This is a genomic window from Clostridium sp. CAG:265 (assembly GCF_000436575.1).
Classification (GTDB): Bacteria; Bacillota; Clostridia; order Clostridiales; family Clostridiaceae; genus Clostridium; species Clostridium lentum.
In genome coordinates this window covers 59,347-71,906 of record NZ_FR886619.1, presented here as the reverse complement: position 1 = coordinate 71,906, position 12,560 = coordinate 59,347, and the positions used below count along the sequence as shown (strand labels likewise).

General features: G+C 30.4%; 12 protein-coding genes. All 12 read right to left on the bottom strand.

Annotated features, from left to right (window positions below):
- Window positions 1-12: 12 nt before the first annotated feature.
- Entirely contained in the window at window positions 13-1,173 is a 1,161-nt protein-coding gene (gene dxr, locus Q5O29_RS07485; protein ID WP_022212339.1) for a 1-deoxy-D-xylulose-5-phosphate reductoisomerase, read from the bottom strand.
- A 17-nt stretch (window positions 1,174-1,190) separates the two neighbouring features.
- Window positions 1,191-2,144, bottom strand: a complete 954-nt coding sequence (locus tag Q5O29_RS07480) for an AI-2E family transporter (protein WP_022212338.1) — start codon at window positions 2,142-2,144, stop codon at window positions 1,191-1,193.
- 99 nt (window positions 2,145-2,243) lie between these two features.
- Window positions 2,244-3,038 carry a phosphatidate cytidylyltransferase gene (locus tag Q5O29_RS07475; protein ID WP_022212337.1) on the bottom strand — a complete coding sequence of 265 codons (795 nt, stop codon included), beginning with the start codon at window positions 3,036-3,038 and terminating at the stop codon, window positions 2,244-2,246.
- A gap of 15 nt (window positions 3,039-3,053) precedes the next feature.
- The gene (locus Q5O29_RS07470) at window positions 3,054-3,812 is read right to left on the bottom strand and encodes an isoprenyl transferase (protein WP_022212336.1); all 759 of its coding nucleotides are present in this window, start codon (window positions 3,810-3,812) and stop codon (window positions 3,054-3,056) included.
- A gap of 53 nt (window positions 3,813-3,865) precedes the next feature.
- A complete protein-coding gene (gene frr, locus Q5O29_RS07465; RefSeq protein ID WP_022212335.1) occupies window positions 3,866-4,423 on the bottom strand; it encodes a ribosome recycling factor in 558 nt (185 codons plus the stop codon).
- Window positions 4,424-4,432: 9 nt separating this feature from the next.
- A complete protein-coding gene (gene pyrH / locus Q5O29_RS07460; RefSeq protein WP_022212334.1) occupies window positions 4,433-5,146 on the bottom strand; it encodes a UMP kinase in 714 nt (237 codons plus the stop codon).
- 71 nt (window positions 5,147-5,217) lie between these two features.
- Window positions 5,218-6,132, bottom strand: a complete 915-nt coding sequence (gene tsf, locus Q5O29_RS07455) for a translation elongation factor Ts (protein WP_022212333.1) — start codon at window positions 6,130-6,132, stop codon at window positions 5,218-5,220.
- A 91-nt stretch (window positions 6,133-6,223) separates the two neighbouring features.
- Window positions 6,224-6,925, bottom strand: a complete 702-nt coding sequence (gene rpsB, locus Q5O29_RS07450; RefSeq protein WP_022212332.1) for a 30S ribosomal protein S2 — start codon at window positions 6,923-6,925, stop codon at window positions 6,224-6,226.
- Between the two features lie 259 nt (window positions 6,926-7,184).
- Window positions 7,185-7,961, bottom strand: a complete 777-nt coding sequence (gene codY, locus Q5O29_RS07445; protein ID WP_022212331.1) for a GTP-sensing pleiotropic transcriptional regulator CodY — start codon at window positions 7,959-7,961, stop codon at window positions 7,185-7,187.
- A 123-nt stretch (window positions 7,962-8,084) separates the two neighbouring features.
- Window positions 8,085-10,169 (bottom strand): type I DNA topoisomerase, encoded by a 2,085-nt coding sequence (gene topA, locus Q5O29_RS07440; protein ID WP_022212330.1) that lies wholly within the window; start codon window positions 10,167-10,169, stop codon window positions 8,085-8,087.
- A gap of 48 nt (window positions 10,170-10,217) precedes the next feature.
- Window positions 10,218-11,273 carry a DNA-processing protein DprA gene (gene dprA, locus Q5O29_RS07435; RefSeq protein WP_022212329.1) on the bottom strand — a complete coding sequence of 352 codons (1,056 nt, stop codon included), beginning with the start codon at window positions 11,271-11,273 and terminating at the stop codon, window positions 10,218-10,220.
- Window positions 11,274-11,281: 8 nt separating this feature from the next.
- Window positions 11,282-12,560: YifB family Mg chelatase-like AAA ATPase (locus Q5O29_RS07430; protein ID WP_302631902.1), on the bottom strand; the 1,279-nt coding region annotated here is incomplete at its 5' end.

The following is a 12,560-nucleotide window of genomic DNA, read 5'->3' as shown; positions in this document are numbered from 1 at the left end:
TTAATTCAACTCCTAACTCACTTTTTTTCTTAAATATTCTCTTACTTCTTTATCAACTGTTATAATGTTATCAATTGTAAGCTCCATATTGCTTTTTTCTTTAAACTTATCCATACACTCTTCAATTAAATCAGCAATATCTAAAAATTTAATTTTTTCTTCTAATAATAATGCAACAGCTTCTTCATTGGCACCATTTAAAATAGTAGGCATTAATCCACCAGTTTTTCCTGCTTTAAAAGCAAGCTTAAGACATTTAAATGTGTCCATATCAGGTTTTTCAAATGTAAGCTGTGCTATTTCATAAAAGCTTATTGGATTTGCTATTCTTCCTTCTCTTTTAGGGTAATTAAGCGCATATTGTATTGGTAATCTCATATCTGGTGAGCCAATTTGTGCTATGATACTTGCATCTTTATATTCAACCATAGAATGAATTATACTTTGTGGATGTACTACAACTTCAATATTATCATAACTACATTCAAATAGATAGTGTGCCTCAATAACTTCTAGACCTTTATTCATCAATGTTGCTGAATCTATACTTATTTTTTGCCCCATATTCCACTTTGGGTGTTTTAATGCTTGATGAACTGTAACATCCTTTAAATCATCTATATTCTTGCCTCTAAATGGTCCACCTGAAGCAGTTAATATTATCTTATGTATATCCTTATTACAGTATCCGCTTAAGCTTTGGAAGATAGCACTATGTTCTGAATCTACAGGCAGTATTTTAACTCCATTTTCTTTAGCCTTCTTCATTACTATTTCACCTGCTACTACAAGGGTTTCTTTATTAGCTAAAGCTATATCTTTTTTTGCTTCAATTGCTGCTATGGTTGGCTTTAGCCCTATCATACCTACTACAGATGTAACTACTGTGTCTATTTCATCTAGAGATGCTACTTTAATAAGCCCATCAATTCCACTATAAACATTTATACTCTTCTGATTATTAGTACAATATTCCTTAATTTCTTTATAAGCTTTTTTGTCCATCATTGCTACATATTTAGGTGAAAATTCTTCGATTATATCGATAATTTTATTTACAGATGAATTTGCACTTACTGCTACTAAATTTATTGTTCCTGATGATTTTCTTATTACATCTAATGTTTGTGTCCCAATAGAACCTGTAGCCCCTAAAATTGATATATTCTTCATATTTGCCTCCTATGTTTCTAACCATAAAGTATATCTTTCGCTACTAAGCAATATATTGGTCCTACTAAAATCCCTATAAAACCAAAAATTTCAGCACCAATATATATAGATAACATTATAGCTAACGGATGAATCTCTAATTTAGAGCTTAAAAATTTTAGTTCTAAAATCTCTCTTATAAGCTGAGAAAGAATATATAGAGATATCATTCCTATTACAATTAAATATTTTTTTACTACTATATTGTATATTATAATTGGTATAAAAACAATTATTGTTCCCACATATGGTAAAATATCTAATATTCCACATAGTATTCCTAAAAAAAATCCACTGGGAATATGTAAGATACTAAAACCAGTTATTATTATAGTAGTTGTTACGCATACTAGGATAAGTTCAATTTTTATTACCTGCCTTAAATTATTTTTCTTTTCTGAAATCTTAGAAAAAATATTGATTGGAACTACCTTCAATAGTAGTTCTCTTACATTTTCTCTATCCACCAACAAAAAATACACAGTAATATTTCCAATTATATATGCAAGAAGCCCTTCACCTGTTATGCTAGCACCAGCTGTTAATATATTACTTGTTATGTTCTTTAGAGCTCTTTGTAATATTTTTTCAATATCTATGCCAAAAAGCAACTTAATATTTTTTTCTAATATTATTAAGCCTTCAGCATGATTATTATATATCTTCTTTAATATATCTATAAATTCGTTGCCAAAGTAAAATGCAAAACAAAAAAACATTACATTTATCAACAATATACTTAATGCACCAGAAATTCGCTTTGAAATATTAAACTTTAGAAAAAAATCATAAAAAGACCTTCCTATAATCAGCATAATAATTATTATTATAAATGGCTTAAAATAATATTTAATACCTAATGTTATTACTGTAAAAATTGCAAATAGTTCTATAAGAAGAAGTATTTTATTATATTTTTCTATAGTTTTCATAACATTCTCCTTTAACATTTATATTAAAATTATATTATTTAGAAAGAACATTAATGATATTTTCCCATGTAAAAAAGCAGTAGTAAACCTACTGCTTTCTTATATTCCCACAATAAATGTTAAATAGTAAAATACTACTACAGCGTTAAATAAAATAGAATCAAATCTATCTAAAATACCACCATGTCCAGGTATTAAATTACTATAATCCTTTATTCCTACATATCTTTTAATTGATGATGCAACTAAGTCACCAAATAATCCCATCATTCCACAAATAGCGCCAATCAAGAAGAAATGCATAACATTTATTCCTACTCCATATTTACTTATGACTATTCCATATATTCCACAACCTAATGTTGCACCTAATACTCCACCTATTAATCCTTCAACAGTCTTTTTAGGACTAACTTTTGGAGCAATCTTTCTCTTACCAAATGTTCTTCCTGAATAATAAGCCATTGTATCTCCTAGCCATGATCCTAAGAATATAAGCCAAACTAAAAAATTACCATTCGTCTTTTCACTAACTAATGGTATAAAACTAAATAGTATTGCCACATAAATAAATCCTAAAATTGATATTGCTACATCAATAAAAGAGTATTTTAAAGTAACTATTGGAATAATTAAAGCCAATACTGTTGCCAGTACTAGTACATGCATCATTATTTCAAAGTTATTATCAATAAGATAATACACTACCAATAATCCATATCCTATTACTGATATTACATTAATCTTTTTAGCTCTTAAAGCATTATAAAACTCATATAGCCCACAAATAGATAATGCAATTGTGAATATTTTTAGTGGTAATCCTCCTAATAATATAAATATTAATAATGGAGCTATGACTAAGGCTCCTATATACCTACTGTTTATATTCATCTTTTCACCTCTTATTTATACTCCTCCAAATCTTCTATCTCTATTTTGGTAGTCGTATATAGCTTTTTGTAAATCTAACTCTGTAAAATCTGGCCAGCAGACATTAGAATACCAAAATTCTGAATAAGCACATTGCCATAATAAGAAATTGCTCAATCTCTGCTCTCCTGAAGGTCTTATAATTAAATCAGGATCTGGTGAATCTTTTGTATATAGATAATTATTTACTAACTCATTATTAATATCTTCAATATTAATGTTATTATCCTTATATTCTTCAGCAATTAATCTTATTGCTCTTACTATCTCATCTCTACCACCATAATTAAAAGCAATATTTAGAATCAAGCCTTTATTATTTTTTGTAAGCTCAATAGCCTCTTTTATTTCTCTTTCACATTCCTTTGGTAACTTATCTATTTCACCTAAAACTCTTAAAACTACATCATTTTTATGAAGTTCTTTAACTTCTGATTTTAAGTATTGTACCAATAGCTTCATTAGAGCTGTTACTTCTTCCTCTGGACGTCTCCAATTCTCAGTAGAAAAAGCATATAAAGTTATATATTTAATTCCAATTCTATCGGCTTCTTTAATAACTTTTCTAATTGTTTCTACTCCAGCCTTGTGTCCCATTGTTCTTGGAAGATTTCTTTTCTTTGCCCATCTCCCATTGCCATCCATTATTATTGCAATATGTTCTGGAAGATTATCTTTATCTATCTTTAACTCTAAATCATTTCCATTTTTCTTAGGCTTAAATAAATTAATCATAATTTCCTCCAATTTTATGTTATATAGGAAAAAAACCTGCAAAGCAGGTTTTTTTATACTGACATAACTTCCTTTTCTTTAGCTGCTATTACTGTATCTATTTCTTTTACAAATTTATCTGTAACTTTTTGAACATTTTCTTCAGCTTTCTTTACTTCATCTTCAGAAATATGCCCATCTTTCTTTAAAGCCTTTATTTTTTCGTTAGCATCTCTTCTAATAGATCTTAATGCAACTTTAGCATCTTCTCCAGCTTTTTTTACATTTTTCACAATATTTTTTCTTGTTTCTTCTGTTAGTTCTGGAACTAATAATCTGATAATAGCACCATCATTTGAAGGGTTTATTCCTAAATCTGATTTTAATATTGCTTTTTCTATTTCTTTTAATAAAGATTTTTCCCATGGTGTTATTACTAACATTCTTGGTTCTGGTGCTGATACATTAGCAACTTGATTTAATGGACATTGGCTTCCATAATAATCTACTTGAATTCTATCAAGCATTGTTGGGTTTGCTCTACCAGCTTTCATAGTTGATAAATCTGAATGTAAAACTGAAATAGTTTTTTGCATCTTTTCTTCTGCTACTTTAATAACATCTTTAATCATATTAACCTCCTATTTTTTAGATACTATTGTACCAATATTTTCACCTAACATGGCTCTTTTAATATTTCCATCAGCTTCAATACCGAATACTAATATTGGAATATTATTATCCATGCATAAAGTTGTAGCTGTTGTATCCATAACTTGTAATCCTTGTTCAATCACTTCCATATATGTTAGTGTATCATATTTTTTTGCATCTGAAAACTTATTTGGATCTTTGTCATATACACCATCAACATTTTTAGCTAATAAAATTACATCAGCTTCAATTTCTGCTGCTCTTAATGCCGCTGCAGTATCAGTTGAGAAATATGGATTTCCTGAACCAGCTCCAAAAATTACAACTCTACCTTTTTCTAAATGTCTTACTGCCCTTCTTCTTATAAATGGTTCAGCAATTTCCTTCATTTCTATTGCAGTCTGAACTCTTGTTTTAACTCCTATACCTTCTAGAGCATCTTGAAGTGCTAAAGCATTAATACAAGTAGCTAACATTCCCATATGGTCAGCTGTAGTTCTGTCCATTCCTTCACTGCTTCTACCACGCCAGATATTTCCCCCTCCTACAACAAGACCAACTTCTATGTCCATATCAACTATCTCTTTAACTTCTTTAGCTATTCTACTAATAGTATCAAAATCAAATCCAAATCCATTTGTACCTGATAATGCTTCACCTGAAATCTTTAACATAACTCTTTTATAGGTACACTTTTCCATTCTAATTCCTCCTGCATTCCTCAATTTATATCTTTAAAAAAGAGAGAACACTAAAGTGTTCTCTCTTGGCATTATTGTAATCCCATAGTCTTAGCTACTTCAGCAGCAAAGTCTTCTTCAACCTTTTCGATTCCTTCTCCTCTTTCAAATCTAGAGTATCTAGTTACTGTTATTGGAGAACCAACTTCTTTAGATTTTTCTTGAAGATATTTAGTTATGCTCTTATCTCCATCTTTAACCCATGCTTGATCTAAAAGACAAACTTCTTTGTAGTATTTTTGAATTCTTCCATTTACCATTTTTTCAACGATATTTTCTGGTTTTCCTTCATTTAATGCTTGAACTCTGTAGATTTCTTTTTCTTTTTCTAATGATTCGCTATCTACTTCTTCTTTGCTTAAGAATAATGGGTTTGCAGCAGCAACTTGCATACAAACTTCTCTTGCAACTTCTTCTAATATTTCGCTTTCAGTGTCACAAGCAACTTCTACCATAACACCGATTCTTCCACCACCGTGGATGTAGCTAGCAACAGCTCCTTTTTCGATGTTGAATTTAGCAAATCTTCTTACAGTCATGTTTTCACCTAACTTAGCTATTAAAGCAGTTAAAGTTTCTTGAACTGTAGCTTCTCCATCGAATTTTTCAGCTAATAATTCTTCAACGTTTGCAGCTGAAGTGTTAGCTACCATTTCTGCAACTTTGTCAGCGAAAGAAACAAACTCTTCGTTAGCAGCAACGAAGTCAGTTTCACAGTTAACTTCTACCATACCAGCAGTTTTCTTATCAGCTGAAACGAAAGTTTTAACTATACCTTCAGCAGCAACTCTACCAGCTTTTTTAGCAGCAGCAGCTAATCCTTTTTCTCTTAAGTACTCAACAGCTTTTTCTATATCTCCTTCTGTTTGTACTAAAGCTTTTTTGCAGTCCATCATCCCTGCTCCAGTCATTTCTCTTAATTCTTTAACTGATTTTGCAGTTATCATAATCAATTCCTCCTTAAAACATTAAATGTAAACCATTTTTCTTAGGGTAAAAGGTAAATGAAGTTAACTTCACCTACCTTTTTTCAAAAAATTACTCAGCTAATTGTTCGCCTTGTCTTCCTTCTATTATACCATCAGCAAGTTTAGCAGTTATTAATTTAACAGCTCTAATTGCATCATCATTTCCTGGTATTACGTAATCAACTTCTTCTGGATCACAGTTTGTATCAACTATAGCTACAACTGGGATTCCTAATATTTTAGCTTCTGAAATAGCATTCTTTTCTTTTCTTGGGTCAACAACGAACATTGCTCCAATATTGTTAACGTCTAAGTTAGTTATACCACCAAGGTTTTTTTGTAATTTTTCCATTTCACCTTTTAATTTTATAACTTCTTTCTTAGGTAATACATCGAAAGTTCCATCTTGTTCCATAGTTTCTAAAGCTTCTAATCTAGCAATTCTAGTTTTGATAGTTTTGAAGTTTGTTAACATTCCACCTAACCATCTATTGTTTACAAAGTGCATGTTTGATCTTATAGCTTCTTCTTGAATAGCTTCTTGAGCTTGTTTCTTAGTTCCAACGAAAAGAATGTCTTTTCCTTCTAAAGATACTTCTCTTATGAAGTTGTAAGCTTCTTCTACTTTTTTAACTGTTTTTTGAAGATCTATTATATATATTCCGTTTCTTTCTGTAAATATATAAGGAGCCATTTTAGGGTTCCATCTTCTTGTTTGGTGACCAAAGTGTACACCAGCTTCTAATAATTGTTTCATTGATATTACTGACATTTTTCTACCTCCTGGTTTTTACCTCCACTACTCGCATTGCTAAAAAGCTACTTGTTAAAACAAGCACCGACTTTTTAACTACAATAGTGTGTGTATTTTGTTACCTCTGATAGTATATCACAGCTACATATTTGTGGCAACATCTTTTTAAATAAAAGTTTTCATTATATTTTATACTGTTTTTCTACTTAATATGACATTTTACATTTTTTCTTTTAAAAAAAATACAGTTGCTACTAAAGTCAACTGCATTTTAACATTATCTTATTTTCTTTAACTCATCTAATAATTTAGGATTTAATATCTTTATATGAGTTCCCTTCATTCCTAAAGATCTTGATTCAATTACTCCAGCACTTTCAAACTTTCTTAATGCATTTACAATAACACTTCTAGTTATTCCAACTTTATCTGCAATTTTAGACGCAACTAATAATCCTTCTGTGCCTCCTAATTCATTAAAGATATGTTCTACTGCTTCTAGCTCTGAATATGATAATGTACCTATTGCTAATTGAACCACTGCCTTACTTCTAGCTTCTTCTTCAATTTCATTTTGTTGTCCTCTTAATATTTCCATACCAACTACTGTTGCACTATATTCAGCGATTACTAAATCATCATCATTAAACTCTTCACCAAATCTAGCTAAAAGTAGAGCTCCTAATCTTTCTCTATTTCCTAGTATAGGGACTATTGTTGATATCTTTTCTTCCATAGGACATTCACCAGCATCTTTAAAAACACAAGTGCCTTTTGACTTTGAATTTGCTACTGTTTCAGTAACATCTAAAATTTTGTCATTATACTCAACTGGTAATCTATTATCTGATAAAACATATGTTTTCATTATATCACATTCAAAATCTTTACAAAACGTATGCCCTAAAACTCTACCATACTTTTCAAGTATATAAACATTACATGATAATACATCACTTAAAAGTGCACATATATCATCAAATGAGACTGGATCCGTTCCTTTTTTTTGAAGAATCTGATTCAATCTTCTAGTTTTACTTAATAACGATGACATTTAATCATCCTCCTCATCCACCACTATCTTACTTCTTTGATACTATCACATTCAAAAATCTATTTCAACATTTTTAATACATATTCGACATTTTGGATATGATTTTATGTCATCGACTTTTTACTAATTTTCTTTTTCTTCTACTATCTTTATATTACCACAATCTGAATTAGAACATTGTGCATATTTACCTTTTGTTTTGCTATATTTCAATACCATGTAACTACCACATTCTTCACATTTATCTTTAACTGGCTCATTCCAACTTACAAAATCACACTCAGGATAATTAGAACATCCAAAGAACTTTTTACCTTTCTTACTTCTCTTTACAAGAACTTTTCCTCCACATTTAGGACAATCTACATCAAGCTCTTCAACTATGGGTTTTGCATTCTTACATTCTGGATATCCAGGACAAGCAAGAAAATCACCGTATCTTCCATGTTTAATCACCATCATTTTACCACATTTATCACATGGAATATCACTTACTTTATCTTCAATTACTACTTTAGATACTTCCTTTTCAGCTTTATCTATGGCAACTTTTAAAGGAGCAAAGAACTCTTCAACAACATTAGTCCAATATTCGCTACCTTCTTCAATATTATCTAATTTACCTTCCATAGCAGCTGTAAAATCAACATCAACTATTTGCTTAAAGTATTCAGAAAGAATATTATTTACTATAAATCCAAGCTCCGTTGCCATAAGATTTTTCTTTTCTCTTACTATATATTCTCTACTTAATAATGTAGAAATTGTTGGAACATAAGTACTTGGTCTTCCTATTCCCTTTTCTTCAAGTAGCTTTACAAATGATGCTTCAGTATATCTTGCTGGTGGTTGTGTAAAGTGTTGTTTCCCTTCTATGCTAGCAGGTTTTAATTCCTCACCCTCCTGTAATTCTGGTAAAACAACATCTTCTTCATCAGCTTCTGTTAAGTAATCATATATCTTCATAAATCCATCAAACTTTATTGTATTACCTGAAGCCTTAAATTTATAGCTTCCATTCATTATGTCTATGCTATTTGTACTTAATTCACATGAAGACATTTGGCTTGCTACAAATCTCTTCCATATTAATGAATACAATTTATATTGCTCTGGTGTCAAGCTAACTTTAGCTATTTCAGGAGTTATTTCTATATATGATGGTCTAATAGCTTCGTGGGCATCTTGTATATTCTTTTTGCTTTTATATACTCTAAGCTGCTCTGGCACATATTCATCACCATAATTATCCTTTATGAAATTTACGGCCTTTCCTTGAGCTTCCTCAGATATTCTTACAGAGTCTGTTCTCATGTAAGTTATAAGCCCTACAGTTCCATATCCCTTAACTTCTACACCTTCATATAATGCTTGTGCTATAGACATGGTTCTCTTAGTTATAAAATTTAATTTTTTAGAAGCATCTTGTTGTAGTGTACTAGTTGTAAATGGAGGTAATGGATTCTTCATCCTCTTCCCTTTCTTAACTGTCTTAACTACAAAGTTTCCTTGTTCTAAGTCATTAATAATCTTTTTAGCTTCTTCTTCATTTTTTATCTCAATTTTCTTTCCTTCATGCTGTGTAAGTCTAATAGGGAATTTCTTTCTTTCCTTCTTTAATGAACAATCAACAGTCCAGTATTCCTTAGGAATAAACGCTTTTATTTCTTCTTCTCTATCACATATAAGCTTTAAAGCAGCTGATTGCACTCTACCTGCACTTAATCCCCACTTTACATTTTTCCATAAAATTGGGCTTATTTCATAACCTACCAATCTATCTAAAATTCTTCTTGCCTGCTGTGCATCAACAAGATTTACATTTATCTTTCTAGCCTCTTTAATAGAAGCTTTAACAGCGGACTTGGTAATTTCATTAAATACTATTCTACAATTTTCCTCTTCTGATATTTTTAATATATATGCTAAATGCCAGGAAATTGCTTCCCCTTCACGATCAGGGTCCGTTGCCAGATATATCTTATCTGCTTTTTTAGCAGCTTTTCTTAATTTATCTATTAATTCACCTTTTCCCCTAATTGTTATATACTTTGGCGTAAAATTGTCTTCTATATCAACACCTAATTTACTCTTAGGTAAATCTCTTACATGTCCCATAGAAGCTTCGACTATGTAATTCTTGCCTAAATATTTACTGATAGTCTTTGCCTTTGCAGGTGATTCTACTATAACAAGATTTTGTCCCATATTTAATACTCCTAAAAAAATTACTAGGAGTTTGCACCCCCTTAAATCCTAACTTAACTTTGCATAATAATTGCCTGGAAGGCAAATAATTTCATTTTTATTTTGCATTTCAAATAATAACTCATATAAAGCTATCCTGTCAATATTTACACTTTCAAATATTTTATCAAAATGTATTGGTTCATTTTTTATAACTGTCATTATTAAATTTCTACTGTGGTTTTTTATTGTTTTTTCACTTTCTTTTTTAGTTACATTAAGAAAGGAATGTAAATCCTCTAAACCAGTAAAAATTCTCGCGCCATCTCTCAACAATTGATGACACCCCCTACTTGTGTTACTAAAAATTGATCCTGGAATAGCCATCACATCTTTTCCTTGTTCTAAAGCTAAATTTGCTGTAATTAAAGAACCGCTTTTCACTGATGCTTCAACAACGATAACACCACTACTCAGGCCGCTAATTATCCTATTTCTACGTGGAAAATTATAAGGCATCGGCTGCACTCCCATAGGAAATTCTGAAATTAACAATCCATTATTATATATTTCCTCATAAAGCTTTTTATTACTTTTAGGATATATTATATCTAATCCACAACCTAGGACTCCAATGGTTTTCCCACCACTTATAAGCACTTCTTTATGAGCTGCCGTATCTATGCCATAAGCTACCCCACTTACTACTCCATAACCTACCCGACAAATTTCTCTTGCCAGATATTTTGTAACATCTAATCCATATATACTACTCTTTCTTGAACCTACAACAGCAATCATATTATCGTAAGCTAAAGAAAGCTTACCTTTATAAAACAATATATAAGGTGGATTATCTATATTTCTTAGTTTTTCTGGATAGTGTTTTTCTGTTATTTTTACAATTTCAATAGAATTGTCATTTAAAGCTTTTAGAAAATTCATTTCATCTTCATATGAGTGCTCTTTAAATTTTACCTTATCTTTAAGGCTCATCATATCTGATTTAAGAATTTCATTAATATTATTATAAATATTTTCTTCATTATTATACATTTGTAATAATTTAAGCTTAATTTTATTGCTTATATTTGCTAATGCAAAGCGTATTTCATATTTATTCATATCTACCTCTATACGATTTCTCCAAAAATATTTTTTCTATACCCAAGGGCTTCAATTATATTATCTTCAGTTATCTTTTCTTCTTCTTGCAAATCTGCCATGGTTCTTGCTACCTTAATAATCTTTCCATAAGCTCTTAAAGAAATGCCATAACTCATATAACACTTTTCTAAAATTCTTCTTGCTTTGCTTGTAATACTACATAATCTATAGATATCCTTTCCAACTATTTCTGAATTATATCTATAATCTGTATCCTTCAAGCGATAACTTGCTCTCTCTATTGCTGAAAGAATCCTTTCTTTCATTTTTTCTGAGGTATATTTTTCATTGCCATTTAAAAGTTCCTCTGGTCGTACTCTTGGAATAAAGCATAATAAATCCATTCTATCTATTATTGCACTAGATAGCTTATTTATATATTTATGAATTTCCATTTCTGTACATTTGCATTTTTTTCCTTCAGTGCTCATCCAGTTTCCACAAGGACATGGATTACTAGCAGATATTAAAAGAAACTTACTTGGCAAGATAAACCTTTCATGTTGACGAGTTATGCTGATATAACCTTCTTCCATAGGCTTTCTCAACAGTTCTAAAATTTCTCTTTTATATTCTAAAATTTCATCTAAAAATAGTACTCCGTTATGGGCTAAAGTTATTTCTCCTAAGGTTAATTCTCTTCCTCCACCAATCAGTGCAGATTTTGTTATGGTATGATGAGGTGCTCTAAAAGGAATATCTAATGTTTCCATTTCCCTACTAAACCCTGCTATACTATATATTTTAGCAACTTCCATCTCTTCATTCTTAGTTAAAGGTGGTAGGATTGAAGTAATTGCATTTGCTAGCATGGTCTTACCTACACCTGGTGAACCAAACATATAGATATTGTGTCTACCAGCTGCAGCTATTTCCATTGCTCTCTTAGCTTCTAACTGACCTATAATTTCGCTATAATTTATTTTGCATTTACCTACCTTTTCTTTATGTATATTTTCTTTATAAGGTAATAAATCATCATTAGTTATGTAAGTTATTACTTGCTTTAAATTATTAAATGGATAAAAATTTCCTTCTCCATTTTCAGCAATTTCTCTTAAGTTTTCTAAGGGGAAAATAAAATTTCTCTTTTCTTTATTAACACCTTCTAATATTATAGGTAGTGCACCTTTTATTCCTTTTAAATCACCACTTAAAGAAAGCTCACCAAATATTATAAAATCATCTAATTCTTTATATTTTATCTGTCCAGAAGCCATTAATATTCCTATGGCTATAGGCAGG